The 24,186-nt window shown below is 69.1% G+C and carries 24 protein-coding genes and 8 pseudogenes; 19 read left to right on the plus strand and 13 right to left on the minus strand.

What is annotated here, in order from left to right; all coding sequences use genetic code 11:
• Positions 1–254 precede the first annotated feature (254 nt).
• On the minus strand, positions 255–461 hold the full coding sequence (locus ADK54_RS30125; protein ID WP_053728907.1) for a hypothetical protein: 207 nt from the start codon (positions 459–461) through the stop codon (positions 255–257).
• A gap of 460 nt (positions 462–921) precedes the next feature.
• Between ADK54_RS30125 and ADK54_RS30130 the strand changes: the two genes are divergently transcribed.
• The 4 genes from ADK54_RS30130 to ADK54_RS30145 are packed head-to-tail and all read left to right on the plus strand — an operon-like array spanning position 922 to position 3,024.
• Positions 922–1,341, plus strand: a complete 420-nt coding sequence (locus ADK54_RS30130) for a hypothetical protein (RefSeq protein ID WP_053728939.1) — start codon at positions 922–924, stop codon at positions 1,339–1,341.
• Positions 1,341–2,153, plus strand: coding sequence for a hypothetical protein (locus tag ADK54_RS30135; protein ID WP_053728908.1), 813 nt, complete (start codon positions 1,341–1,343; stop codon positions 2,151–2,153). Before ADK54_RS30130 ends, ADK54_RS30135 begins: the two co-directional genes overlap by 1 nt.
• Before the next feature lie 38 nt (positions 2,154–2,191).
• Positions 2,192–2,593, plus strand: coding sequence for a roadblock/LC7 domain-containing protein (locus ADK54_RS30140; RefSeq protein ID WP_053728909.1), 402 nt, complete (start codon positions 2,192–2,194; stop codon positions 2,591–2,593).
• A 56-nt stretch (positions 2,594–2,649) separates the two neighbouring features.
• Complete coding sequence (locus ADK54_RS30145) at positions 2,650–3,024, plus strand: hypothetical protein (protein ID WP_053728910.1); 375 nt, start codon at positions 2,650–2,652, stop codon at positions 3,022–3,024.
• Between the two features lie 354 nt (positions 3,025–3,378).
• Here ADK54_RS30145 and ADK54_RS30150 read toward each other — a convergent pair whose 3' ends face one another.
• From ADK54_RS30150 to ADK54_RS46330, 3 genes are all read right to left on the minus strand, one after another.
• Entirely contained in the window at positions 3,379–4,044 is a 666-nt protein-coding gene (locus ADK54_RS30150) for a Pr6Pr family membrane protein (protein WP_053728911.1), read from the minus strand.
• Positions 4,045–4,305: 261 nt separating this feature from the next.
• Positions 4,306–4,731, minus strand: a complete 426-nt coding sequence (locus ADK54_RS30155) for a hypothetical protein (protein ID WP_053728912.1) — start codon at positions 4,729–4,731, stop codon at positions 4,306–4,308.
• Between the two features lie 651 nt (positions 4,732–5,382).
• A complete protein-coding gene (locus ADK54_RS46330; RefSeq protein ID WP_159047938.1) occupies positions 5,383–5,616 on the minus strand; it encodes a hypothetical protein in 234 nt (77 codons plus the stop codon).
• Between the two features lie 535 nt (positions 5,617–6,151).
• Between ADK54_RS46330 and ADK54_RS30165 the strand changes: the two genes are divergently transcribed.
• The 3 genes and pseudogenes from ADK54_RS30165 to ADK54_RS48910 all read left to right on the plus strand — a co-directional run.
• Entirely contained in the window at positions 6,152–6,403 is a 252-nt protein-coding gene (locus ADK54_RS30165) for a hypothetical protein (RefSeq protein WP_053728913.1), read from the plus strand.
• A 385-nt stretch (positions 6,404–6,788) separates the two neighbouring features.
• The gene (locus ADK54_RS30170) at positions 6,789–8,651 is read left to right on the plus strand and encodes a glycoside hydrolase family 9 protein (RefSeq protein WP_053728914.1); all 1,863 of its coding nucleotides are present in this window, start codon (positions 6,789–6,791) and stop codon (positions 8,649–8,651) included.
• 98 nt (positions 8,652–8,749) lie between these two features.
• Positions 8,750–9,277, plus strand: a pseudogene (locus tag ADK54_RS48910) (hypothetical protein); the annotation flags it as partial.
• On the opposite strand, the pseudogene ADK54_RS45190 reads toward ADK54_RS48910, so the two are convergent.
• Positions 9,264–9,428: pseudogene (locus tag ADK54_RS45190) on the minus strand (Crp/Fnr family transcriptional regulator); the annotation flags it as partial. The pseudogenes ADK54_RS48910 and ADK54_RS45190 sit on opposite strands and share 14 nt — an antisense overlap.
• 6 nt (positions 9,429–9,434) lie before the next feature.
• Positions 9,435–10,241, minus strand: coding sequence for a DUF427 domain-containing protein (locus ADK54_RS30180; RefSeq protein ID WP_053728916.1), 807 nt, complete (start codon positions 10,239–10,241; stop codon positions 9,435–9,437).
• 149 nt (positions 10,242–10,390) lie between these two features.
• On the opposite strand from ADK54_RS30180, the gene ADK54_RS30185 reads away from it, so the two are divergent.
• Positions 10,391–10,798: a PPOX class F420-dependent oxidoreductase gene (locus ADK54_RS30185; RefSeq protein ID WP_053728917.1), complete on the plus strand. Its 408-nt coding sequence runs from the start codon at positions 10,391–10,393 to the stop codon at positions 10,796–10,798.
• A 900-nt stretch (positions 10,799–11,698) separates the two neighbouring features.
• Here the strand turns inward: ADK54_RS30185 and ADK54_RS46335 are convergent.
• From ADK54_RS46335 to ADK54_RS30195, 3 genes are all read right to left on the minus strand, one after another.
• Positions 11,699–11,866 (minus strand): hypothetical protein, encoded by a 168-nt coding sequence (locus ADK54_RS46335; protein WP_159047939.1) that lies wholly within the window; start codon positions 11,864–11,866, stop codon positions 11,699–11,701.
• A 21-nt stretch (positions 11,867–11,887) separates the two neighbouring features.
• Positions 11,888–12,052, minus strand: a complete 165-nt coding sequence (locus ADK54_RS46340) for a hypothetical protein (protein WP_159047940.1) — start codon at positions 12,050–12,052, stop codon at positions 11,888–11,890.
• Positions 12,053–12,238: 186 nt separating this feature from the next.
• On the minus strand, positions 12,239–12,871 hold the full coding sequence (locus ADK54_RS30195; RefSeq protein WP_053728919.1) for a hypothetical protein: 633 nt from the start codon (positions 12,869–12,871) through the stop codon (positions 12,239–12,241).
• A gap of 127 nt (positions 12,872–12,998) precedes the next feature.
• Between ADK54_RS30195 and ADK54_RS30200 the strand changes: the two genes are divergently transcribed.
• The 5 genes and pseudogenes from ADK54_RS30200 to ADK54_RS47800 form a co-directional block, all read left to right on the plus strand.
• Positions 12,999–13,430: an Hsp20/alpha crystallin family protein gene (locus ADK54_RS30200; protein WP_053728920.1), complete on the plus strand. Its 432-nt coding sequence runs from the start codon at positions 12,999–13,001 to the stop codon at positions 13,428–13,430.
• A 105-nt stretch (positions 13,431–13,535) separates the two neighbouring features.
• Positions 13,536–13,932, plus strand: a pseudogene (locus ADK54_RS30205) (DUF2267 domain-containing protein).
• 66 nt (positions 13,933–13,998) lie between these two features.
• Entirely contained in the window at positions 13,999–14,433 is a 435-nt protein-coding gene (locus tag ADK54_RS30210) for a DUF2267 domain-containing protein (RefSeq protein ID WP_107090653.1), read from the plus strand.
• 8 nt (positions 14,434–14,441) lie between these two features.
• On the plus strand, positions 14,442–14,654 hold the full coding sequence (locus ADK54_RS30215) for a hypothetical protein (RefSeq protein ID WP_234392258.1): 213 nt from the start codon (positions 14,442–14,444) through the stop codon (positions 14,652–14,654).
• A gap of 73 nt (positions 14,655–14,727) precedes the next feature.
• Positions 14,728–15,206, plus strand: a pseudogene (locus tag ADK54_RS47800) (VOC family protein); the annotation flags it as partial.
• Positions 15,207–15,293: 87 nt separating this feature from the next.
• On the opposite strand, the pseudogene ADK54_RS47805 reads toward ADK54_RS47800, so the two are convergent.
• Positions 15,294–16,015 (minus strand): annotated as a pseudogene (locus ADK54_RS47805) (IS3 family transposase); the annotation flags it as partial.
• Positions 16,016–16,449: 434 nt separating this feature from the next.
• On the opposite strand from ADK54_RS47805, the gene ADK54_RS30235 reads away from it, so the two are divergent.
• The 4 genes and pseudogenes from ADK54_RS30235 to ADK54_RS43940 all read left to right on the plus strand — a co-directional run.
• A complete protein-coding gene (locus tag ADK54_RS30235; RefSeq protein ID WP_053728924.1) occupies positions 16,450–17,592 on the plus strand; it encodes an FAD-dependent oxidoreductase in 1,143 nt (380 codons plus the stop codon).
• 125 nt (positions 17,593–17,717) lie between these two features.
• Positions 17,718–19,260 (plus strand): annotated as a pseudogene (locus tag ADK54_RS30240) (ISL3 family transposase).
• 240 nt (positions 19,261–19,500) lie between these two features.
• Complete coding sequence (locus ADK54_RS30245; protein WP_053728925.1) at positions 19,501–20,052, plus strand: YceI family protein; 552 nt, start codon at positions 19,501–19,503, stop codon at positions 20,050–20,052.
• A 1,113-nt stretch (positions 20,053–21,165) separates the two neighbouring features.
• Positions 21,166–21,414 (plus strand): annotated as a pseudogene (locus ADK54_RS43940) (helix-turn-helix domain-containing protein); the annotation flags it as partial.
• 419 nt (positions 21,415–21,833) lie between these two features.
• Here the strand turns inward: ADK54_RS43940 and ADK54_RS46345 are convergent.
• From ADK54_RS46345 to ADK54_RS30265, 3 genes are all read right to left on the minus strand, one after another.
• Positions 21,834–22,091 (minus strand): hypothetical protein, encoded by a 258-nt coding sequence (locus ADK54_RS46345; RefSeq protein ID WP_159047942.1) that lies wholly within the window; start codon positions 22,089–22,091, stop codon positions 21,834–21,836.
• Complete coding sequence (locus ADK54_RS30260) at positions 22,088–22,495, minus strand: hypothetical protein (protein WP_053728928.1); 408 nt, start codon at positions 22,493–22,495, stop codon at positions 22,088–22,090. Before ADK54_RS30260 ends, ADK54_RS46345 begins: the two co-directional genes overlap by 4 nt.
• Positions 22,496–22,589: 94 nt before the next feature.
• Positions 22,590–23,327: a hypothetical protein gene (locus ADK54_RS30265; RefSeq protein WP_234392259.1), complete on the minus strand. Its 738-nt coding sequence runs from the start codon at positions 23,325–23,327 to the stop codon at positions 22,590–22,592.
• Positions 23,328–23,662: 335 nt separating this feature from the next.
• Between ADK54_RS30265 and ADK54_RS46350 the strand changes: the two genes are divergently transcribed.
• A complete protein-coding gene (locus tag ADK54_RS46350) occupies positions 23,663–23,860 on the plus strand; it encodes a hypothetical protein (protein ID WP_159047943.1) in 198 nt (65 codons plus the stop codon).
• Positions 23,857–24,186, plus strand: a pseudogene (locus tag ADK54_RS46355) (IS3 family transposase); the annotation flags it as partial. The gene ADK54_RS46350 and the pseudogene ADK54_RS46355, both read left to right, overlap by 4 nt.

Genomic DNA, 24,186 nt, shown 5'->3' on the forward strand with positions numbered 1-24,186 from the left:
GTACGTCAGCGCCGGGCGGGATAGCGAGCCGACTCAGCCCCCGCTACGAACGCCACCCCCCTGCAGCTACCTGGCCCTCCTCGGCCTCGCCGCCGCCCTCTGCTGCTACGAGCGATATATCCGCCACACCACATGGGCCACGGTCTGAATCACCGACGCAGGAACCCTTCCGCGCTGCGTCGCCGCCGCCTCACGGGTAACGACCGCGAGGCTCGACGATCAGAGTCACACCGCGGTGATTCCCGCCACCCCATTCAATCCATGAGATCGGCGTAGCCGCACATACTGGCGGGAGCGCCCTCCCCCGCCTGCGTGACGCCGCGAGCGGGGGCGGCGGCCGCATTGAGGCAGGAGTTACCGAAGGCCGCGTTTCCCGTCGCGCCGGCCATGGGGGCGGCAGCCACGACCAGGGCGACAGCGCCCACCGCGGCTGCCGACACGGCCCCCAAAGACTTGAGCATTCCACTTCTCCTAGCGAGATCACGGGCCATCTTGACCCACCGCCACCGAAGACCAAGCGGCACGGTGCAGGTATCCGGGGTTCATACCCCTCGAACTGAGATCACCACTCCAACGACCAAAGAGCGGGGCCCGTCACGCCCCCAACTGCTGTACTCCCTCCAGCCCGTTCGGCAGGTCGGTCGCCCAACTAGTGATCATCAACGGATTTGCCACACGAGAGGGCCGCGGACGCGCAGAAGGTCGCTCCGGCCGTCGGAGCGAGGGCCCGAGCTCACGGACCCGCGGCGGGAGTTCGGTTCTGCCCAAAGGGTCGGACTCTAGCCAAGCCGGGCATGCGCCACTGGAAAATGCCAGAACTCCCGCCACCGAACGCCACGGTGCGTAACGTCGCCGTCACCGCCGCACGCTCGTTCCGGCGGCCCGAACACATCCATGCGCCGCGCCGAGAGGGGGTTCCGCGTGCCCGGAATCGACCAGTGCCTGCTTGAGGCGATGCTGTTGCCCGGAGCGCTCGGAGCCGGCGTGGTCGACTGGGCCAGCGGACTCTCCCTCGGCGCCATCGGCGACTCGCCCGGCGGCGACCACGAGGTCACCGCCGCCGAGACCGCAGAGCTGGCACGGACAGCCGCCGAGCACCCCGACTTCGGCGCGTCCCCCTCGCGCCACGGCGAAGACCTGCCGGCCGTGGGCCCGCCCGCGACGGACCTGCCGGTCGAGGACCTGATCATCACCACCCGTACCGCCTACCACGTGCTCTGCTTCGTCGAGACGGCCTTCGACAGCAGCGTCTTCCTGCACCTGTGGCTCGACCGCGAGGAGGGCAATCTCGCCCTCGCCCGGCTCCGGCTGCGCGGCCTGGCCGAACGTCTGGTGCTGTGATGAGCCCGCCGACGGACACCCCGGCGGGACCGGCTCCTCGGACGCGAACGCCCGTCTCCCCCATGCTCGTCCGCCTGGTCGCCGAGCGGGCCACCGGTGCCCTGCTGCGCGACCGGGGCACCCTGTACCTCTGCGACGGCCAGGTGGTGCACGCGGAGAGTCCCGCGGCGCCCGGCATAGACGTCCTGCTCACCACCTCCGGACGCCTGCGGCCCGAGGGCTGGCGGGAGGCCGTCGACCGGGCGGGCCCGCGCGGCCGGGTCGGCCGGTTCCTGGTGGAGAGCGGCCAGGTCGGCGACGGCGAGCTGGAGATCTGCCACCTCGGCGCACTGCACGACGCGGCGTTCTTCGCACTGGCCCCCGGCAGCGGCCCCACCCGATTCCGTTACGGGGTGGCTCACTGGATCGGTCCCGTCAGGCCCGTGCCCGCCGAGGCGGTGGAGCGGGAGGCAGCCCGCCGCAGAGAGCTCCTCGACCGGCTCTGGCCCTGCCCGGACCTGGACACCGCCCCCGTGGTGCGCAGCCGGCGCCGCCCGGACGCCCCGCTCACCCCGCGCCAGCGGGCGGTGCTGACGCGGGCCGACGGGGCGCGTACCCCGCAGGACATCGCACGGGCGCTCGGCCGCCCCGCGTTCCACACCCTGATCGACGTGCGAAGGCTGGCGGCCGTCGGGGCCGTCGAGACCCCGCGAGCCCGTACGCCGCCGCCGGACCCCGTCCCCACATGGTTCGCCCGGATGTCGGCGGAGACGGCCGATCCCGATGTCGCGCTGCTCCGGCGACTGCGCGACGCACTGGAGGCCACGCTGTGATCCGCGCACTGCGGCAGCGCGCCGAGAGGAGACAGCTGATGGCGGCGGAAGCACAGATCGCTGAAGTCCTCGAAGAACTGCGGAGGTTGAGAGCCAGACTGCCCCAGCTCACGGGAGCCCTCGCGGCGAGCTCCGACGGCTTCGTTATCGCCCAGGACGGCACCCCACAGGCCGCCGAAGGCATCGCCGCCCTCACCGCCGCCGCACTCGGCGTCGCCCAGCGGCTGACCGAGACCACCGGTCAGGGCGGCTTCCGCGAACTGGTCGTGCGCGGCGAGGCGGGTTACCTCGCCACCTACGCAGCAGGCTCCACCGCCGTACTCACCCTCCTCGCGGACCCCCGTGTCAACGTCGGCCGGCTGCACCTCGAAGCACGCCGTTCCAGTACGCGCGTCGGCGAGCTGATCGACGGCGCCCTCGACCGGCAGGAGACCCCATGAACGGCACCGGCACACCCAGCCGGAACAGCCCCCGAAGGAAAGGAAGTACAACGCCGATGACCAACACCGAGACCACCCTCAAGGAAGCGATGACCGTGATCGAGGGCAGCCTGGGCGCGGCCCTCGTCGACTACAGCAGCGGCATGGCACTCGGCATCCTGGGCGGCGGCAAGGACCTCGACCTGACGGTGGCCGCCGCCGGGAACACCGATGTGGTGCGCGCCAAGGTGCGGACCATGGAGATGCTCGGCCTCAAGGACGAGATCGAGGACATCCTGATCACGCTGGGCGGCCAGTACCACCTCATCCGGCTCCTCAAAGGCCGCGGCAACAGCGGCCTGTTCCTCTACATCGCGTTGGACAAGAAGCGGGCCAACCTCGCGATGGCCCGCCACCAGCTCAAAAAGATCGAGAACGAACTGGAAGTGTGAACTCGGGCCTTCCGCAGGCCCGTTCAATGACGCCGCGCCCCACCGGGCGCGGCGTCACCCGCACCGAGTCTGGTCACCCGCGAGCCCCACACCTCATGCATCGCTTCATCGGAGGTCTGGCACGGCGAAGCACACATGGTAGAAGGCAGTCATCCACCCATGATCGAACACGTCGCTCCACATGCGCGGGGGAATAAAGAGCAAGGCAGCCCCGGGTCAGGGTGCTGTCACAGAGGGTGCCGAACAGCGAGCCTGAGCTGTTGCAACTGATCGAGGACGTCCTCACCCCCCTCGATCAAGGTCCCCTTGGACCGGAACACCACATCACTGGTCAAACCGTTTGCCCGGCTGCCCTCAGGTCGTCCTCAGTTCCCTGTCACGGCCGTCACGCTCACCGATGCCACTGCCGCCACTCCTGCTCCGCGCGTTGGCATACAGGACAAGCAGCGACGCCATCACCGTGAAGGCCAACGTGATGATCACCGACCAGGTCGCCACATGCCCGTAGCCTCCCGGCTCGCGGGGGTCGAGAAAGTCGTACGGATACCAACCGGCACTCGGCCCGCGCAGCAGCGAGTAGGCAAGGTAGAGCAGTGGGAAAGCAAGCCACGGGAGAGACCTGGTCCAGGAGATACGGCGCAGCGGCGGGCGCAGTAGCCAGTCGGCGAGGAAGACGGCCGGCATGACACCGTGCACGACATCGTTGGCCCAGATGATCGTGTTCGCGTCGATGGTTCCGGCCAACAAGGTCCAGTAGACCGCTCCGGTGATCACGAGATAGAGGGTGGCGGCGCCGCGCAACAGGTCGGGGACGGGGCGGGTGACGCGCAGCAGGGCCAGCCCACCGGTCAGCAGGACGCCGGCGCCGAGCAGGTTGGAGAGATTGGTGAAGTACGAGATCCAGTTCGCGGCGCCCTCGTCGGTGTGCGCTGCTCGGTTCAGCGAGGTGGCGAGGGCGGCGACGGCCAGCAGAGCAAGCCCCGCCTTGACCGACCCTTCCAGCCTGGTGCTTAGTGACATGGCCTGGATGTTACTTGTATGTAGATCGGTGGACAGCTCAGTAGATCGCCTTCGCCGCACTGATCCCCACACCCCTCTGCCCCGAGAACTGGGTTGCGGAGACCAGCCGATGAAGGCAGCGCCCAGGCATCGTCGACGAGTCCTCCACTCGCCTCGCCATCGCCGAGACCCACGCGACGGACTGCCCACCGGCTCTGCCGATCAGGCGGCAGCGTGTCACGGGCGGCAGCCAGGGCTGCCGCCCGTGACCGTGCTGCTGGATTAGCGGACGCTGACGGTTGCGGTGTCGGAGGTGCGTTCGCGGACGGGGTGGCTATCTGTGGGGGTGGTCAGTCCGTAGACCACCGCACGGTATTCGACGATGCCTGTGTGGGCAGCCTTGATCTGCATGACGTCCTGGGCCTCGGTGCCGGCGGTGACTATGCTGCCGCAGGAGATCTGCTGCCAGACTCCACCGCTGCTGCGGTCCTCGATGCAGACGCGGAGAAACGGTGCGGCGTCGTCGTTGCCGTGGCCGGTGACCCGGTAGGTCTCACCCACGTGCGTCGTACGCTGCGCAGAGATGTCGACACTGCCCTTGGCGAACGCCGGCGTCGCGGCCAGCGTCACGGCGGCCAGGCCCAGTGCGCCGAGTGCGACGAGTCGGCCACTTCGTGCACGTATGGCGGTCTTCTTCGTCCTGGTCATGGACTACTTCCTTCCTACGGATCGCCCCGCGGGGGCGGCGACCCTCCCCTGTGGTGAACGCGCCCAACGCGCTTCACTGACAGGCCAGATGAGCGGCCGACCCGGCCCGTTGCGTCCAAGACGCTGCCGTTACAGACCCCCGACAAAACCTGGTGCATTCGGGCACGACGGGCATGTCCGCCCGAGCAGCATCGGGAGGACATGCGGTCCTTTTGCCCACATCTCCCCAGGCCGCGCTGCTTCTTCCACCTGAAGGACCCACCGAACACCGTTCCTTCTTGACCCATGGGCCCACGCCACTGACCACGACCGGGCTGCCGAGGGGGGCGTCGTCGCGCCCGACGAGGGAGCGGGCGCCGGTCGCGGCGACCAGGCCGGCCAGCGCCCGGTGGCGGTCCCAGTGCTGGTGCGTGGTGAACACCGTGCCCAGGCCGCCGTCACCATTAAGGTCGAGTAGAGGTTGTCCCGTAAGCAGCGGCTCACACCCTGGGCAGGAACAGACACCAATGTGCGACCTGGTGTTTTGTGGTTGCTCGGTAGTAGTTGGTCTCGAATTCGACGGGCGGTGTGTGCCCGATCTCACCGTGCAGTCGGCGGTGGCAGTACCAGTCGATCCACTCAGCGGTGGCCAGTTCGACCTCCGGGGGGTGCCTACCAGAGCCGCCGGGATTTGATCCGGGGTTTGATCAACTCGGTCTTGAACAGGCCGATCGTGGACTCCATCAGCGCGTTGACGTGGGCATCGCTGACCCATCCGATCGACGCGGCGATGCCTGCCCGGTCGAGGTGCTCGGCGAGTGCGAACGATGTGTACTGCGCCCGGCATCGGAGTGATGTATCAACTGACCTTCCCTGCGGGGGTGTTGGTATCGATTGCGCTGCCACTGGGCCATCTTGAGGGCGGCCAGGACGAGCCGTGTCTCGTTCGATGTGGCTGCGGACAAGCCGACGATGCGGCAGAAGGTGTCCACGACGAAGGCGATGTAGCCGACGGCGCCCTTTGACGACCGGGTGGTGTTCTCCTGCCGGGACATCGGCCCAAGGAGCAGACTGGGGGCAGCGCCGGTGTCGTCGAGGGGGAGATCCTGGCACCTCTGGAGACCGAGCTGGCGATGACGACGGCCGTACGCCGGGTCGCCACGAAGGAGACAGGGCTCCCCGGAGCGGTGGAGGGCCTGGCGCCACAGGATCGCGTCCACGCCATCGCGATCTGCACCGCAGTCATGCTGCTGGAAGTACGTGGCCGCGCCACAGTCGTAGAGCGGCTCGATGCCGAAAACGTGCGATATGAGCAGATGGGTTACCCCAGGCCCTACACGATCACTAGACCACACCGGCTGCTGCTTCGCTCCGGAGCGGCGGCTGGCCGCCGCAGATCGGACTGGTCCAACTTCGATGACATCCGTTTAGGCTGCCTCGCATGCTGATCGCCTGGTGGGTCCTCGTCGTGGCAGCAATCTGCGGGAACCTCGCGTTCTGGATGCGTCGACTCCGCCGTGTCCGCCGCAGGTTCATGGCCGAGCACCCGGCCGAGTGGGCCCGGATGGGCCGTCGCGAGCAGAGCAATCCGGGCCCGGAGTCCGGCCGGATACTCTTGTGGCACACACTCACGTTCATCCTGCTGATCGCCGTGGGCGGGGTCGGGGCGGCCGGAATCTCCGGCACGTTCTGATGGAACAGCCAGCCGCGCCGCGCATGCCAGCGGGGAGTTGACAACGGCGCTCACCCCTAGTTCATCACCTAGGTTTCCCCGTAACCCGGGGCACTCGGATGCGCTGCAGGAGCTGCACTCGGCTGGGGTGACGATGTCCGGGCGAGCGTCTTCATGGGTTCGGTCACCGGTCAGTAGTCCGCGAGGCTGATCAGTTCACGTCCTGCGCTGCCCCGGACGGACACGGCATCGGCCTGGCCATCGTGCGCTGGGTGGCCTCCCTGCACGGCGGCTCGGTGGTGCTCGGGGTGGCGCCCGGCGGCGGGGCGGTGGCCGAGCTGTGCCTGAAGCGGGGCCGGTAGGGCGCCTCATGTTCCCCTCATGAAGCGGACGGCACACTGATCCCATGCCATCGTTCTTCAGGCGCCCGCGCGCCCTCGTCCTCAGCCTCGCCGTGATGGTCGGCGGCGGTACCGTCTGGTACGCGCTGCCCTCGCACGGCACACAGCCGGGCGCCGTCATCCGGGTCGACCAGGCCGGATACCTCGCCGACGCGAGCAAGGAAGCCTTCGCCATGGGCAGCGAGGACCAGCTGGCCGGTGCGCACTTCGAGGTCGTCGACGCGGCGGGCGGCACCGTCCTGGACGGCCGTGCCGGACCGCGCACCGGCGCCTGGAACGGCAGCTACGGCTCCGTACGGACCCTCGACCTGTCCGCGCTCACCCGGCCCGGCACCTACCGACTGCGCCTGACCGGCACGGCCACCGCCGAGTCGCCGTCCTTCAAGGTCGCCCCTGCGGCCGAGCTGATGAAGGGACTCGCCGAGGACAACGTGCGCTTCTTCCAGGCTCAGCGCGACGGCGCCGACATCGTGCCCGGCGCACTGGACCGCAAGCCCTCCCACCTGACCGACCGGGCCGCGACCGTGTACGCGGCGCCGCACTACGACAAGGACGGCACCGAGCTGAAGGAGCCGCTGCGCAAGGTCGGCGGCCCCGTCGACGTGTCGGGCGGCTGGTTCGACGCGGGGGACTTCCTCAAGTTCACCCACACCGCCGCCTACTCCACCGCCCAACTCCTCCTTGCCCAGCGCTCGTTGCCCGACACCCCGGGTCTGGCCGCCGAGGCCCGGCACGGCCTGGACTGGCTCGACAAGATGTGGGACGGCCGCAGCGGCACGCTCTACGCCCAGGTAGGCATAGGCGCCGGCAGCAAGGACGTCCGCAGCGACCACGACGTGTGGCGGCTGCCGCAGGCCGACGACGCACTGGAGGCGGCGGGCCCCGACCGCATGCTGAAGAACAGGCCCGTCTTCCGCGCCAACGCACCCGGCGCACCCATCAGCCCGAACCTCGCGGGACGCGTCGCCGCCGTGTTCGCGCTGGCCGCGCAGACGGACGCCAAGGACGACCCGGACCGCGCCCGGCAGTGGCTCCTGAAGGCGGCCGCCGTGTACCAGCAGGCCGACACCGGCCACACCGGCGCGCTCGTCACCGTCTTCCCCGCCTCCTTCTACCCGGAGGACTCCTGGCTCGACGACATGGAGTTCGGAGCGGCCGAACTGTCCCTGGCCGCAAAGGAGCTGGGCGACGCAAGGGCCGTACGGTGGCAGGGCGAGGCCGGTGACTGGGCGCGCAAATACATCGCCTCGGACGCGCGCGGAACGCTCGGCGTCGCCGACGTGAGCGCGCTCGCACACGCCGACCTCATCAAGCTGGGCCCCGCACAAGCCGCCACCGACGACCTGCGCAGGCAACTCGGCGACGGGGAACGCCGCGCCGCCAAGGACCCGCTCAGGGCGGGCGCCGTCTACACCGACTTCGACGCCGTCCCGCACACCTTCGGCCTCGTCGCCACGGCCCGGCTCTACGCACAGGCCACCGGAGACCACCGCTACGACGCGTTCGCCGAGCAGCAGCGCGGCTGGGCACTCGGCGCCAACGCCTGGGGTACCAGCTTCATGATCGGCACCGGCGAGGTCTTCCCGCACTGCCCCGAGCACCAGGCCGCCAACCTGGCCGGCAGCCTCACCGGTGCCGGGAAGATCCTGCGGGGCGCGGTCGTCAACGGACCCAACGGATCAGGCAAGCTGACCGAGCACAACTCCTTCGACCAGATGCGCAGTTGCGAGGCGGGAACCGCGGAGTGGAAGCGCTTCGACGGGAAGGACGCCCGCTATCTCGACCACGTCGGCGCCTGGCAGACGGTGGAGCCCGCCGACGACTTCACCTCGACCGCGCTCCTCGCCTTCGCGCTCACCGCGGCCTGAACCGGCGGCGGATCACCCCTTGCCCCCGTACCGCCGCTCGAAGGGTCCCTGACTCGCGCGGCGGGTCAGGGCAACGTCCGCCTGGCCGTGGCCACCACCGACCCGGCTCCCCGCGCGTCGCCGACTCGCCCTACCCGCCCGCCGACCTCACCGAGATCGTGCGGATCTGCGGACTGCGGCACTGGGTCGAGCAGAGCCACAAACCGGTCAAGAACGAACTCGGCTGGGCCGACTTCCAAGTCCGCTCCAACACCGCCATCCGACGCCACCAGCCCCTGGTCAACTGCGCGTTCAGCTTCTGCTCCCTCCTTCCGCTTCCAGCCGAGCACATCATCGAAAAGGGTTTGGCCTCCCTGGGCGACCACCTGGTGACCAACACGCCCAAGCTCACCTTCTTCGGCCTCGTCCTGGGGGGCGCGAACCCGGCCGAGCGCGCCACGCGCCTGACCGCCCTCCCTCGCGTCGGTACGCGACATTTCAAGGCCGCCGTCCTTGGCCCGCTGCCGATCTCGATGTGCGCAGGACGGAGGCCCAGGCGGCCTGACAGGGCGTCAACTCTTTGGTGTGGTGCGTTTGGGGGGCTGCTGTGGGAGCAACGGGGCCCGCGGTACCGCGCCAGCGGTTGACCTCGATGTTCTCCAGCGACGCCCAGCGCGTCGGACACCAGGATCGCGGCCGAGTAGTACGCGGTGACCAGGTACGAGATGATCGCCTGCTCGTCGATGCCCATGAGCGGACCGACAGGCTCGGCTCGATCTGGTCCGGGATGCCGGCCCGCCCGGGTCATGGCGTCGAGAGCGTCTTGCTGAACGGAGTGGCAGGGCGTTCCAGTCGCTCGCCGTCCACGGTGATGTCGACGGCCTCGTTGTAGAAGGCGAGGAGGCCCCGGACGGCGCCCACCGCGGGCAGCGGATCCGGATAGCTCCAGACGACGTTCGGCGGCACCTCGGCCTCGCCGCTCCACGACCAGTACTCGGCGGTGCCCTTGTACGGGCAGCCCGTGCTGTGGTCGGTCGGTTCGAACAGGTCCAGGCGCACCTCCTCGCGAGGGAGGTAGTAGCGCGTGGGCAGTCCGGTCTCGAAGAGCAGCACCGGGCGGTGTGTGTCGGCCACCGTCGTGCCGCCGATGTCGACCTGGACGTGCCGGCTGCTGGGGATCGCGTCCACCCGTTTGTGCGGGTCGCGGGGGTGGATGAAGATCTCTTCCTCCTCCTCGTACCAGTGGTCCGGGCCGCGGCCGACGCGCCGGAACCACTCGAAGGCGATGTGCGCGGCCAGGTCGTCGGCGGGGAACGTCCAGGCCGCGTTCTCCATCAGTTCGCCATCGGCTTCGAGGTCGTAGAAGATCTGCGAGCCCGTGTGCGTACCCGCCCGTGGGTTCTTCGCCGGGCGGAGCAGGTCCTCGCGGACCTCCTCGCGTGGGAAGGCGTACAGCGGGACGGGCACTCCGGGCTCCCACACGAGGATCGGGTGCCTGCTGTCGACGACGGTGACATCGCCTTTGCGGCCTCGCACCCACCGTTCGCTGGGTTCCCACACGAGGCCCTCCGGGGTGGTTCTGACGTCTCGCGCGGTGGGGAACGTGGTCATCAACGACTCTCCTTCTGCCGGCCCTGCATGCCGCTTCCAGCCGAGCTCAGGCGGCCCGAGCGAGCGATTTCGCAGGCTGTCCGTTGCTAATCTCCCCTGACGGCAGTTGGTCCAGGGACAGCAGTCAGCCGAGGAAAGGAACCCGCCCCGTGTCCGCCGAACTCTCCGATGAGCTGAAGAAGCTCATCGACGACAGCCCCGTCTTCGCGACCGTCGCCACCATCCAACCGGACGGCAGCCCGCAGCTGTCGATCACCTGGCTCACCCGGGACGGCGACGACCTGCTGGTCTCCACCACCATCGGCCGCCGCAAGGAGATGAACCTGCGCCGCGACCCGCGGATCACCGTCATGATCAACCCGGCCAACGCGCCCTACACATACGCCGAAGTCCGCGGCTCGGCCACGCTCACCACGGAAGGCGGGCAGGAACTCATCGACGCACTGTCGCGCACGTACACGGGCAAGGACTACGCGGACTTCAACCCGGCGTCGAAGGACGACGCCGAACGCGTCGTCGTCCGCATCACCCCGCGCAAGATCGTCGGCTCGCTCTGACGCACGTCTCCAACAGCCGCCCCCTCGCAACTCCGTTACAAGACAGTGCCGTACAGGGCGCAGCGGTCGCCGGACAGGACGTAGCGGCCAGCCGCTACGTCCTGTTCAAGGGGCTCGCCGATCTGCTCGCAGAACAGCGCGAGACGGCCGACGGCCTCATCATCGCCAAGGCAGGCGGGGGCGACTTCGAGCATCAACCCGCCGACGTCGGGCCGGCATCGCGCGCGAGGAACACGAGGAACCCCAGCACCGCGCCATCCCCGCCGCACCCCCAACCAATCCCCCACACCTCCATCATCGGGCGCAGGGAGACGGGTAGAAGGAGGCCTCTCCGGATCCGGCCGGAGCAGGACGGCCCGTTTCGCAGGACGAGCGGGCCGGGCGTGTGGAGAAAGGCCATGCTGACCACGGCCACTGACACTCCTCGGCCGACCTCACCGTTCCTGACGCCGCTCGTACTACCTGGGGCGACTCCTTTTTGCCTTCGTCTCGAGTGCGGAGTCCCTGCGAGACGGCTTCTATGGTGTCTCGCCGGTGACGTGCCGGGCCAGCCGCAGGCAGAGCGAGGAAGCTCGGGGGCATCGCGTGCCCAGTCGGAGGTGTCGATGCCGCCGGCCACTCCCGTCGCCCATATCGCCGTCAGCAGCCGGGTGGCCAGCTCTTGTTGGTCGGCGGTGGCTGCGGGGGCCAGGCGGCGGATGGCGACGGCGGCCCGATCAGTGCGGGTTCCAGCAGTCGGCCGATGCCAGCACCCGCCTCGATGAGGAACCCGCAGTGCACGGACAGGAAGACGCGGGCGTTCTCGGAGTCCTGCTCCCGGCTCGTCCTTGCGGTCGGTTTTCTCCGGTTTCACTCCTGCCGCCGCTGGCACGTTCTGCGGGGCTGTGCGCTCTGGTGTCGCTAGTCGGCCAGGGCCTGGTCCAGGGTGTCGTGCACGGTGAGTGCTCCGTCGATACCTGTGAGCCGCAGTACCGCGTGTGGCCACCGGCCGGAGGCCACCAGATGGACGGCGAGGCCCTGGTCCGTCGCCCGGCGCCGGAAGTCCTCCAGTACGGCCACACCGGCCATCGTCAAGAACGTGGCAGCGGCTCAGTCCACAACAACTTTGCTCACGGCGTTACGGGAGTCCGGTTCCAGCCGGGTGCGGCACAACTCGTGCAGGTCGGCACGGACCGACTCCGCGTTGCCGATGTCCACTTCCGGGGGCAGCACCACGACCAGAGCGTCCTGTTTGCGGGAGATCCGAAGTGTCATCCCCGACCGCCTCCTCACGGCCAACTCGACTACAGGTGAAGCCACTTCTCGGCTCGCCAGCATTATGACCGGCCCGCACCGGAGTTTTCACCCGGTTCTCGCCCTCTGGCGAAGCCGGACCGTTTCTGCCCGAGCCTCGCCCCTGCGCCGCTCTCTCTCGCGGGGTTCTTCGGACGCGGGTGGAGTTCAGGGGGGTGTGAGGCTGTCGAGTTGTGCTGCGAGGTCGGGGCGGGTAGAGGCCAGGTGGGGGCGGGTGGCGTGGAGGGGGCGGAGGAGCTCGGCGGGGTCGTCGTGGGCCAGGGCCGCGTGGAGCTGGCTGAGCGGGAGGAGGGCCGCAGGGGGCAGGTCGGTGAGGGCGGTGATCTGGCCGGCGATGCTGCGCAGGGCGGCCGCGTTGCGGCGGGCCCAGGTGGCGGTGACGCGTTCGGCGGCCCGGCGTTCCCGGGTGGCCTGGACGCGCTGTTCGCCGGTGGTTCCGGTGGGGCCGGGCCGGTTGCGCAGGTAGCGGCGTTCGGCGGCCTGGCGGCTGGCGACGCCGAGGGGGTGGGCGAGGTCGGCCCAGCTGGCCCCTGCGTGACGGGCGGTCTCGATCAGGCCGGTTTCCCATCCGGCGAGTTGCTCGCGCACCTGCCGCAGCAGCAGAAGCGAGGCCAGCGCCTGCTCCGGGCCGACGTCTTGAGTCCCGGCGGTGCCGACGGTTTTGTGCCGGGCGGCATGCAGGGCGTCGTCTATGGCTTGAAGGGCTGCCGCGGCGGCGAGGAACGACGCCGGGCTCTGGGCGTCGGCGCCGGGTGATGCCGACTGGTCGGCCGGGGGCATGGACACCTCCCTCAGAGGGTCATCGTTCGGCTGACACCTTGTTTGTCATCCATTGGATGACATGTTACAACGGATTCAGTGAAGCGCATTGGCAGCAACTGCCCGAACCTTCCGGAGGTGTATTCCTATGTTGATGCGCACCGACCCCTTCCGTGAGCTCGACCGGCTGGCGCAGCAGCTGGTGGGCCCGGGCACCTGGTCACGGCCGTCCCCGATGCCGATGGACGCCTACCGCGAGGGCGACGAGTACGTGGTGGCCCTCGACCTTCCCGGCGTCAGCGCGGACGCGATCGACATCGACGTCGAACGGAACATGCTGACCGTCAAGGCCGAGCGGCGCCCGGTGGCGAAGGGCGACGACGTACAGATGGAGCTGTCGGAACGGCCGCTGGGCGCCTTCTCCCGCCAGCTCGTGCTGGCCGACGCGCTGGACACAGAGCGCATCCAGGCCGACTACGACGCAGGTGTACTCACCCTGCGCATCCCGATCGCCGAGCGCGCCAAGCCCCGCAAGATCGCCATCGGCGTCGGATCCGGCCGCAAGGAGATCTCCGGCTGAGCCGGATGGGCCAGGGCTCAACGCGGAGGACGGCTGTCCGATCTCCCCTCTCAGCCGTCCTCCGCCCCCCAGTGGACCTGGGCCGTGGAAGAGGAGGCAGCTGCCGTGACTGTGCGACGGGAAGTGCTTCTCGACCACGTCAAGGAAACGCGGCGAGTACGACACTCTGCCGGAAGCCGAACGCGCGGCCCGCGTGGTGCTCGCCCTGCTGGGCGCACACCTGGTCGGTCAGGTGCGCGCCCAGCTGGCGGCGCGTCTGCCCGAAGGCTTCGCCCTGTTCCTCCTCAACCCGCTGCAGAGCGCGGAGCCGCTGCCGCCCGACCGGTTCGTGCGGGTGACTGCGGCCTGGATCGAAGGGGCCACCGAACAGACCGCCGCGTGGGACGTCAGAGCCGTCCTCAGCACCGTCGCCGGCGCCATCGACGACGACCTCCTCACCGAGATCCTGCTCCAGCTCCCCGCGGGCTACGACCTCCTCTTCGGCCGCCCTCAGCCCACCTGACCAAACCCCCGGTGACCGCCCGCCGGCCACCACGACCCCGGTGACAGAAAAGGAACCACCGCAGTGATGTCCGACCAGAACGCACCGACCCAGCAGCCCTGCGGGAGGGCGTACGAGCAGATGCTGGAGAGGGTCCGCTACGACGGCGCCTACCCCACGCGTGAGAAGGCTGATGAAGCCGTCCACCTCGTCCTGGCGGGACTGGGACGCCAGCTGACCGGCGACGAACGTGTCGAACTGGCCGCCCGCCTGCCCCTGGAAGCCGCACGTGTCCTCACCGCCCAGATCCCCGACATCCAGCCGCTGACCGGCTGGGCCTTCGTCAAGGATCTCGCCGCCCGCACCGGCGCTTCCCTGGCCACGAGCCGCTGGGACACCGGATCCGTCTTCTCCGCCGTCGCGGCCTACGCCGGACCCGACCTCCTGACCCGCATCCTTCAACAGCTCCCTCCCGGCTACGCGCTGCTGTTCGGCCGCGCCGAACTCACCACCGCCGCGTAGACCGCGACGTGCCCGGGCCGGTGAGCGTGGTGGGCGACTTCAACGACTGGGACCCGCACGCCCACCCCCTCCAGGGAGGTCAGGGCACCACACGGACGGTCACGGTCGCCTTGCCGACCGAAAGCAGCCACTCCTTCCGGTACCTGGCCGCGGGCGACTACTGGTTCCACGATGAATCAGCTGATGGCCAGGAGGGCCCCAACAGCCGAGTGCTCACCTGAGCCGGTCGGCAGTGGAGTCGCCGTGAACCGGCAAGTCGGCGAGTCGGCGAGTCGGCGAGAGGAGGAGACAACCATGGTTTTGGTGACGGCGGATCTCGTGGGTGCGCCGTGCTGGCTCAGTCTGGCGGCACGTGACCTGCGGGCGGCCGAGCAGTTCTAGCGCGGTGCTGGGCTGGACCTTCCGGCGCGGCACGCTGGGCAGCGTTCACCGTACCCGTCGCGTGGACCCCGTACTTCGCCGTCGGCGACGCCGACGAAGCGGTGGCCCGGATCCGCGAGCGGGGCGGCACCATCGCCGTCGACCCGGTGCCGTACCCGCCTCGCGGGCGAGCGGCCCTGGCCGCCGACCGCGAGGGTGCGACCTTCGGAATCTGGGAGGGGCGTGTCCTGGCCGGCTGGCGGATCGGGGGCGGCGCGGCCCCCGCGCGGCTGGAGCTCCACACCAGGGACGCGCTCGACGCCGCCGTCTTCTACGGTGAGTACCTGGAATGGGCCGCGGACGGCGGTTCCGGCTGCTGCGAGGTGTCCTACGAGCAGGACCAGGTCGTCCTGTGAGGTTCAACCTCGGGAGTGGACACCGGGTTTCATGCGACGAGTGACAGCGGCCACGGCCATCTCGATGGCGTCGGTGACCAGGGACCACCTGGTGTTGAGCGCCGACGCGGTGAAGTCACGCATCATCAGGTCCGGGACTGGCGGTGCCCTCCTGTCCGCGACCGTCGTGCGATTCTTGCGCCGCAGGTGCCGGCCGATGACGTGGTTGATGCGCATCAGCCGGGCCACGCGCTCGCGGTTGATCCTGTGCCCGCGTGAGCGGAGTTCCGCGTGGACGCGCGGGGCGCCATAGGCGCCGTGGTGTTCGGCATGGATGGCACGGATCTCCGCGACCGTCCCGGCCTCCTCGGCCTGGCGCTCGGCCCGGGCCAGAGCGGTGGCCTGGTGCCGGCAGTAACCGGACCGGGACACGTCCAGCACCCGACATATCCGCTGCACACCGAAGTCGGCACGGATGTCGGAGATGAAGTCCCAGCGGCGGGGGCTCACTTCACCTCGCGAGCGAAACAGGCGGCTGCTCGGCTCAGGATCTCGCGCTCCGGCTGCCATTCCTTCTCGGCCTTGAGCAGCCGGGTGCTTTCCGCCCGCAGCCGGGCCAGCTCGGCGGCCGGGCTCTCCCCGGCGCCGCCACCGCGGTACTCGGGCACCGGCCGGACGGTGTCCTTGCGCAGCCATGTGCGCAGGGTCTCCCCGGTGATCCCGAGATCCGCGGCTATCGCCGCGTACGTACGCCTCCCGCCGGACGCGCGGTACAGCGCGATGGCGTCCCTCCGGAACTCCCCCGGGTACGGAGACTGACGTCCCACCTGGACGTCCCTTCCTGGATCCTCAAGATCCATTGTCAGGGTGTCCACTCCACGGGGCGAGCCTCGACCCGGAGAAACTAGCGCGACTCGACAAACCTGCCGACCTCACCAGGTAGACCGCGGCGCGGGTGTTCCGGGCAGGACGTACCCGGAACACCCGCGCCGCGGCGGCCTCAGTCGAGGACCATCACTGGCCGCAAGGAGAAGTCACGGGCCTATCCCGAGGCGATCGAGCGTTCGCGGCGCCCCCGTGCTGTCGCCGGGGGGCAGCCGCCGTGTCCGTCGTGCCATAACCCAGCGCACTTAGTTGCTCGACTCTAAAAGTTTACTCGTTGCACTTATTTAGTCGATGTGCTTTTCTGGAGTGGTGAGGCCGCGCGGCACAGCTCGGCCCGTTCCGCACGCTCTCCTCTGCCCGAAAGGCGTGACCAGCCATGCCCACCCACCGCATCGCGATCATCGGCGCCGGCCCCGGCGGCCTGACCTGCGCCCGCATCCTGCAGCAACACGGCATCACCGCAGCCGTCTACGACCTGGACCCTTCCCCCACCGCCCGCAACCAGGGCGGCACCCTCGACATGCACCCCGACTCCGGCCAGCACGCCCTGCGCGCGGCCGGCCTCTGGGACGACTTCCTCGCCCGAGCCCGACCCGAAGGCCAGCAGATGCGCCTGGTCAGCCGCGACGGCCGCATCCTGTTCGACGCGATCCCGCCCGAGGCCGACACCGCTGAAGGCAACCCCGAGATCGACCGCGGACAGCTCCGCGACCTCCTCCTCGACTCCCTCAAGCCCGACACCGTGCACTGGGGCCACAAGCTCACCCGCACCGAAGCCCTCGGCGGCGGCACCCACCGCCTGCGCTTCGCAGACGGCACCAGCACCGACGCCGACCTCGTCATCGGAGCCGACGGCGCCTGGTCCCAGGTCCGCCCCCTCCTGTCCGACGCGACGCCCCTCTACACAGGCGTCACCTTCGTCGAGACCGGACTCAACGACGCTGACACCCGCCACCCCCACCTCGCCGCGCTCACCGGCAACGGCACCATGCTGGCCCTCGACAACAACCAGGGCTTCGTCGCCCAGCGCAACAGCGGCGGACACATCCGCGTCTACATCGGCATGCGCACCGCACAGGACTGGCACCAACAGGCCGGCCTCGACACGGCCGACACCGCCGCCGTCCGCGAGGCCCTCCTCAAGAAGTTCACCGGCTGGAGCCCCGACCTGCTCGGCTTCATCACCGCCACCGACACCGGCTACACCAACCGGCCCCTGTTCGCCCTGCCCGTACCCCACACCTGGACCCACACCCTGGGCGTCACCCTCCTCGGCGACGCCGCCCACCTCATGTCCCCCTTCTCCGGCATGGGCGCCAACCTCGCCATGCTCGACGGCGCCGACCTCGCCCACGCCCTCACCGAAAGCCCCACCATCAACGACGCCATCCGCACCTACGAAGCCGTCCTGCTGCCCCGCTCCATCCAGGCAGCCGAAGGAGCCGCAGAGGGCATCGACAGCACCTTCTCCCCCGACAGCGCCACCCAGACCCTCGCCCACATGACCCAGCACCACTGACATCGCACACCCGCAACCTTTATGAGTACACCGTGCTGCCCAGCGGCCCACCCCCTCCAGGGAGTGTCCAATAGACGGCCCTGTCTCGCTTTCGGTGGTGACTGAGAGTCGTGAGGGTCGTTGACATTGCCGTGAAAGATGTCAACGAGCTTGTGCAGACGGTCTTCTCGGGTCTGTTCCCGCTGGCCATCGAGGAGGTCGCCGACGAGGGCGAGCGGATCGTGGTGCGAGCCCGGACGCCGAGGGACGCCGCGGTCTGCCCGGTGTGCGGGGCGCCGTCCGAGCGGGTGCATGGGTATCAGCAGCGGACGGTGGCTGACGTGCCGGTCGATGGCCGTCGGGTGGTGGTCCGCGTACGAGTACGGCGTCTGCTGTGTCCTACCCAGGGCTGCTGCCACACCTTCCGTGAGCAGGTGCCTGGCGTCCTGGAGCGATATCAGCGACGGACCGCCCGTCTGGCCAGGCAAGTCAAGGCCGTGGTCCAGGAGTTAGCGGGCCGGGCGGGATCGCGCTTGCTGGCGATGCTCGCGGTGAGCCTGTCGCGTCACACGGCCTTGCGTACCCTGCTGCGGATACCGCTGCTCGCAGGGCGGGCACCCCGAGTGATCGGCGTCGACGACTTCGCTCTGCGCCGGCGCCACCGCTACGCCACGGTGATCATCGATGCCGAGACCCACGAGCGGATCGACGTGCTGCCCGGCCGCACGGCCGACACCCTGGAAGCGTGGCTGCGCGAACATCCAGGCATCGAGATCGTGTGCCGTGACGGCTCGGCGACCTATGCCGAGGCCATCCGTCGCGCTCTGCCCGACGCGGTGCAGGTCGGTGATCGCTGGCATTTCTGGAAGAACTTGCGCGAAGCCGCCCTGAGCGAGGTCAAGGCGCACAGCAACTGCTGGGCCACCGTGCTGGACGCGCCGATCTCCGACGGGCCCCGCGCTCAGACCACCCTGGAACGCTGGCACCAGGTCCACGGACTGCTCGACCAGGGCGTGGGGCTCCTCGAGTGCGCCCGGCGTCTGCAACTGGCGCTGAATACGGTCAAACGCTACGCCCGCGCCGACCCGGCCCGAGCGGATGCTCCGCGTTCCTAAATACCGTGCCAGCCTGGTCGACCCCTACCGTGAACACCTTCGCGAACGCCGAGCTGAGGACCCCGGCGTCCCCGTCCTGCACCTCTTCGAAGAGATCAAGGCCCTCGGGTTCACGGGCTGCCTGAACCTTCTGCACAAGTACATCAACCAAGGCCGCGCGGATGCTGAGCGCAGCCATATCTCCCCGCGCCGACTCGCCCGGATGCTGCTGACCAGGCCCGGCAACCTCAAGGCCGAGCAACATGAGCTCCTGGCCAAGCTCACGGCCGCCTGCCCCGAGATGACCCAACTGGCCGCCAGTATCCGGGGCTTCGCCCCGCTCCTTGCGCCACACGCCGACAACGTCGACGCGCTCACGCTCTGGATCGCCCAGGTCCGCGACGCCGACCTGCCTCATCTCCATGCCTTCACCCGGGGCCTGGACCGAGACATCGACGCCGTGATCGCCGGGCTCACGCTGCCGTACAGCAACGGCCCTACCGAAGGCGTCAACACCAAGACCAAACGGATCGCACGCCAGATGCACGGACGAGCAGGCTTCACCCTGCTCCGCCACCGCATCCTCCTCGGATAACGCCACCCTCAGTCACCACCGAAAGTGAGACAGGGCCGTTGATTGGACACACCCGAATAGTGCCGGCCACGGATACGAGGAAGGCCCCGGTGGCAAGTCGATGACCCGAGATCGCTGGTCGGAGTGCACTCCGCTGCCCCGTGCGTCCGGCCGGAACACAAATCGGTCGGGCCCTAACGTGGATCAAAACGATCCCGGCGTACCGCCGCCAGGATCCCGGTCTTTCGGAGGCGCCTCACTATGACCGTCGACATCTCTGAACTCACCGGGGACTACGTCCTCGACCCCGCCCACACCCGGATCGGCTTCGTCGCCCGCCACGCCATGGTCACCAAGGTCCGCGGCGCGTTCCACCAGTTCGACGGAACCGCCCACCTGGACGGCACCGAACCGGCCCGGTCCACCGCCCAGGTGGTGATCAAGGCCGAGAGCATCGACACCGGCGTGGAACAGCGCGACCAGCACCTGCGCACCAACGACTTCCTGGACGTTCCCAACTTCCCCGACATCACCTTCCGCAGCACGTCGGTCGAGCCCCGCTCCGACACCGAATACCGCGTCACCGGCGACCTGACCATCAAAGACACCACCCGCCCGGTCACCATCGACATCGCATACACCGGCAACGCCGTCGACCCCTACGGCAACCTGCGCGTCGGCCTGGAAGGATCGGTGACCATCTCCCGCAAAGAATTCGGCGTGACCTGGAACGCACCCCTGGAAGGCGGCGGCGTACTCGTCGGCGACAAGATCACCCTGGAGTTCGACATTTCCGCGATCAAGCAGGGCTAACTGCCGCCGAAGCCCGCCCATCAGCCGGCGACGCCACCGTCCAGGGAAGTGACCATGCACCGCGGACTGCGATGCCCGGGTCAAATACCGTCCTGTGCCCGCACAGCAAACCTCGTGCGGGACAGGACGGAAAAGGCACCGGGCCGCCCGCTCGAATCCGATGAGCACCATCGGCCCCAACTGGGCCGCGCCGTTCGCCGGGCAGGCGACGGCCCGCTGTGCGGGCTGGCCCGCTGCAGCTTGGAGCGTGATCACAGTGCTGCTCGTGGGAACAACGGTCTGGGGCGCAACTCTCGGGCTTGTTCGGCTGGGCCTGGCTGGAGACGAAGTCCACCTGCGTCTTGCCCAGTGTCAGACCGAAGGCGGGGGGCGTGGGGGGGGGAGCTACGTTCAGTGCTCCGGGCAGCTTGTGGGTGACAAAAGCACGGACACCGTGAAGATCCGCCATGACGACCAGCAGGGAGAGGTCGTGCCCGCCTACCGCTCAGAGCTCCGGGAAGGGCGCCGCCTCGTCCATCACCTACAGCAGTTTGCGTGCTGCTCCGGCCTCTTCCGGCCGCACAGATGAGGCGAGGCCCTCGATGATCGGTCGGCCGGCGAGCACAGCCGCCCTGGCTGCCGCCTCCGAGGCGGGTTGTTCCTGGAAGCTCTTGTTCCTCGGGCCGCTCGCCGCCGCGGCAGAGTGCCATTGCTCTGTCTGGCAGATGCTCCCCAGCAGGTCCAGTAGTTCCGTCTTGCACGGCACATGCGGGGCCCGGCCAGTTCCAGGAGGAAGGGAACGGCCGGGGCCGTCGCCTCCCCGACCACGATCCCCAACGCGCAGATGACATCGCCGAGTTCCTCTATCGCCAGGTGGGCGGTGTCGTCGCCTCCGAAGGCGATGCCGGAGAGTAGGGGCGGAATGCCGCCAGCGGGGGTCTGTCGCGTGTCGCGCAGCTCGTTCCAGCGCACGCTGGAGACGCCCTTCAGCGGACTTCCCACGCGCATCCCACCTTCATCCATTCATCTCTCGTCAGAGCTCGGTGTCCTGTGGTGGCGATCGGCGTCAATCCCGGTTTGCGTTCTGATCTGCAGCCCCGCCGTGGCACTTCCGCCGGGTGGACGATCTTGGTTATGTCGAGTGTGATCACGGCGTCGGAGCCGTCCTGGATAACGCCGTTCACCGGGCTGAGCCCGCGCTGCTTCACCAAGCTGGTGACCGCACTGCGGCGCGAGGGCTCAGACGAGACACGTCGAGGACGCCCCTGGAGCTTGCCCCTCCCGGACCGTGTGCTGCTGGTCGCAGCGTACTGGCGCGCAAATCTAACGATGCGACAGCTCGCTCCGCTCTTCGGTGTCTCCAAGTCCACAGCCGGACGCCTGCCACCGCGGCCAAGAGGCGAACCTGCTGGTCGAGGGTGAGCCAGCGCGCTGCCTCCGGCACCGCGTACGCGAGTCCGGCGAGCGTGCCCGTGGTGCCGTCGCCGACACCGCCCTTGCCATAGCGGTCCACGCCGTCAGCATCGCCGGGATCGAGGACCGTCATCGCCATCTCGACGGCGTCGGCAAGCGGGCCCCGGTCCACCGGTCAGTCACGGGGACGGGCAGGTACCGGACCCAGTCCGCCGCACGCCGACCGACGGCCGCCGCGGCTTCGGCCAGCCCCTCGGCCTCGCCCTCCCACAGCTCACGCGGCGCCGTATCGGCCTGTTCGGCAGGGAGGTTGAGAATCGTCATACCCGGCTCACGGGCGCAGCCGTCATCAGTCACCGGCGTGCTCCGCACTCCGGCATCGCCGCGGGCTAAACCTGGTTTTCGATGACGGGTCGGTCGATCTGCACGTGCTCGACCTCGACTCCGATCTCCTCTTCCTCACGGGGGTATTCCGCGGCGATTTCTGCGATGAGTTCTGTCGTCGTCGGTGCCACCGGACGGCCAGATGCCTCACGGCCGCCGCCTGCGGTCCAGCCTGCGCAACGCTCACCGTCGTAGCGGGGTGGGCGGCGGGCGGCGCGGTGAATGCCCTGCGCATGTCTCGCCGCCGTCGAGTCGCAGATCAAGCCTCCGGGAGCACGGCGTCGGTCTGCAGCGGGCCTGCAGTGATGCGCAGCGTCCGGATGCGGACCGGCTCTTCCTGGTCGAGGTAGAAGATGTGCATGAACGGGGCCCGCACCACGTGGTCCGGTTCGCTCTTCCTGGCCATGGTTGCCTCGCCGCGCAGCAGACGGACCCCGTTGTCCGCGGTCCAGAACTCAAGAACCTCATGGGTGATGTTCAGCGGCGAGTCAATCTTCACGAAGAACGCCTTGATGGCTTCGACACCGTGCACATGCGCGGTGCCGAAGAACATGTCGGTGTCCTCGGTCAGTGGCGCGAAGCCCTCGTCGAATTCCAGGGTGTCAATGGCGTCCATGAACTTCAGGACCCAACCGGCCACGGCCGTCGTTTGTGCGGTGCCTGTCATGGCGATGGTCTCCTGTTCATGCGGCGGACAGGGCGGCGCGGAAGGCACCGCTCTCGACACTGACGCCTCCGGGATGGGGCGCAGCGCGCCAGCGTCAGTCTCGGGGGCGTTCGAACAAGGGGGTGGCCTGCGCGTCGTACGGCAGGGTGGAGACGGCGGCGGCGTAGCCCTGGTCCAGTGTCTGCCGTTGGCGAGCAGTGTGCGGGCCCTTGGGGAGCGCGGCCAGGCGCGCCAACCGTTCCTCGTACGCCCCGGCGGCGTGCTCCGCGGTCGCCTGCCAGTCAGGTTCGTCCGGTACGCGGACCAGTTCCACGCAGGCCGGCTGCGTCCCCTCGGCCAGCGCGGCCGCAGCCCGGTCATGGCCGTCGAGAATCAGCCAGCCATCCAGAAAGGACACCCACCACAGCAGGACGGGGGCGAGGGTGCCCTCGCGGACGTGTTTGCGGTACGCCTTCACACGCGAGGCATCCGGGGCCGGAAGTGGACGCAGCGGCAGGACACCGTGCCAGCCGCCCCCGCAGAGCATGTCGAGGGTGACGTCCGGCCAGTCCTGGACGAGGTCGCAACTCCAGATGCCCGGAGCGAAAGTGGTGCGCGGGGTCAGGCGCCATCGCCCGCGGTGCAACGGACCGTGCCCCGTCTCCTCCAGCCACCGGGCGTACCTGTGCGACCACTCGGCCCCGGCCCGCATCGCCGCGGCGGTCAGAGGTGGCAGTGGAGAGCGGTAGCCGGGAAGGCGGCGCAGGTGAAGGTCGCGGCAGCAGCCCTCGCCCTCCGGCCGGGCCTCTATCAGCGGTTGTTCGCCCTGCCGGAGGTACCACTGCCTGTCCATGCCCCGCTCAAAACGCAGCGGAGGCGGCCCCGGCCACCCGTCCGGCACGCCCAGAACGAGACCGCCCGCCGGTAGAAGCTCCCTCGCCGCCCTGATCATGCAAACAGTGTCAACACGAAGGCCCCTTCCCCGCAAGGGATTGGGTCTGGTGCACGATCGGGTGTTATCTGAACTGGCTTGCCCTGTGGGGCGGGTGGGAAGGATGTCGCTGTGCCCAAGCCTTGTCCGGAAGAGTTCCGCGAGGACGTCGTGCGGGTCGCGAGGAACCGCGGGCCGGGCGTGACCGTCGAGCAGGTGGCCGCCGACTCCGGAGTGCACGCGATGACGCTGTGGAAATGGATGCGCCGCGCGGACATCACCGCGCGGACATCGACGACGGGACGAAGCCCGGGACGACCAGCCAGGAGAGCGCGGAACTGCGGGAAGCACGGCGGCGGATCAAGCTGCTGGAGCAGGAGAACGAGGTCTTGCGCCGGGCCGCGGCCCACCTGTCGCAGACACATCTGCCAGGAAAAGGATCTACCCGCTCGTGAAAGAGCTGACCGGAGACGGTGTGCCCGTCACGGTTGCGTGCCGGGTTCTGAAGCCCGCCAGACAGCCCTACTACCGCTGGCTGGAGCGGCCGGTGACCGGTGCCGAGTTCGAGCAGGCCACACGTGCGAACGCGTTGTCCGACGCTCACCGCGAGGATCCGGAGTTCGGCTACCGATTCCTGGCCGACGAAGCCCGCAGCGCGGGATCCGGCATGGCTGACCGGACTGCGTGGCGGATCTGCCGGGACAACAACTGGTGGAGCGTGTTCGGCAAGAAGCGCGGCAGTATCAAGAAGGCCGGCCCGCCGGTGCACGACGGCCTCGTC

It is taken from the genome of Streptomyces sp. WM6378 (genome assembly GCF_001279695.1).
Taxonomy (GTDB): domain Bacteria; phylum Actinomycetota; class Actinomycetes; order Streptomycetales; family Streptomycetaceae; genus Streptomyces.

Coding starts and splice junctions, on each gene's coding strand:
- ADK54_RS30125 (WP_053728907.1), bottom strand. CDS start 461: ATGCTCAAGTCTTTGGGGGCCGTGTCGGCAGCCGCGGTGGGCGCTGTC.
- ADK54_RS30135 (WP_053728908.1), top strand. CDS start 1,341: ATGAGCCCGCCGACGGACACCCCGGCGGGACCGGCTCCTCGGACGCGA.
- ADK54_RS30140 (WP_053728909.1), top strand. CDS start 2,192: ATGGCGGCGGAAGCACAGATCGCTGAAGTCCTCGAAGAACTGCGGAGG.
- ADK54_RS30145 (WP_053728910.1), top strand. CDS start 2,650: ATGACCAACACCGAGACCACCCTCAAGGAAGCGATGACCGTGATCGAG.
- ADK54_RS30150 (WP_053728911.1), bottom strand. CDS start 4,044: ATGTCACTAAGCACCAGGCTGGAAGGGTCGGTCAAGGCGGGGCTTGCT.
- ADK54_RS30155 (WP_053728912.1), bottom strand. CDS start 4,731: ATGACCAGGACGAAGAAGACCGCCATACGTGCACGAAGTGGCCGACTC.
- ADK54_RS30165 (WP_053728913.1), top strand. CDS start 6,152: ATGCTGATCGCCTGGTGGGTCCTCGTCGTGGCAGCAATCTGCGGGAAC.
- ADK54_RS30170 (WP_053728914.1), top strand. CDS start 6,789: ATGCCATCGTTCTTCAGGCGCCCGCGCGCCCTCGTCCTCAGCCTCGCC.
- ADK54_RS30180 (WP_053728916.1), bottom strand. CDS start 10,241: ATGACCACGTTCCCCACCGCGCGAGACGTCAGAACCACCCCGGAGGGC.
- ADK54_RS46335 (WP_159047939.1), bottom strand. CDS start 11,866: ATGGCCGGTGTGGCCGTACTGGAGGACTTCCGGCGCCGGGCGACGGAC.
- ADK54_RS46340 (WP_159047940.1), bottom strand. CDS start 12,052: ATGACACTTCGGATCTCCCGCAAACAGGACGCTCTGGTCGTGGTGCTG.
- ADK54_RS30195 (WP_053728919.1), bottom strand. CDS start 12,871: ATGCCCCCGGCCGACCAGTCGGCATCACCCGGCGCCGACGCCCAGAGC.
- ADK54_RS30200 (WP_053728920.1), top strand. CDS start 12,999: ATGTTGATGCGCACCGACCCCTTCCGTGAGCTCGACCGGCTGGCGCAG.
- ADK54_RS30210 (WP_107090653.1), top strand. CDS start 13,999: ATGTCCGACCAGAACGCACCGACCCAGCAGCCCTGCGGGAGGGCGTAC.
- ADK54_RS30235 (WP_053728924.1), top strand. CDS start 16,450: ATGCCCACCCACCGCATCGCGATCATCGGCGCCGGCCCCGGCGGCCTG.
- ADK54_RS30245 (WP_053728925.1), top strand. CDS start 19,501: ATGACCGTCGACATCTCTGAACTCACCGGGGACTACGTCCTCGACCCC.
- ADK54_RS30260 (WP_053728928.1), bottom strand. CDS start 22,495: ATGACAGGCACCGCACAAACGACGGCCGTGGCCGGTTGGGTCCTGAAG.
- ADK54_RS30265 (WP_234392259.1), bottom strand. CDS start 23,327: ATGGACAGGCAGTGGTACCTCCGGCAGGGCGAACAACCGCTGATAGAG.
- ADK54_RS46350 (WP_159047943.1), top strand. CDS start 23,663: ATGGATGCGCCGCGCGGACATCACCGCGCGGACATCGACGACGGGACG.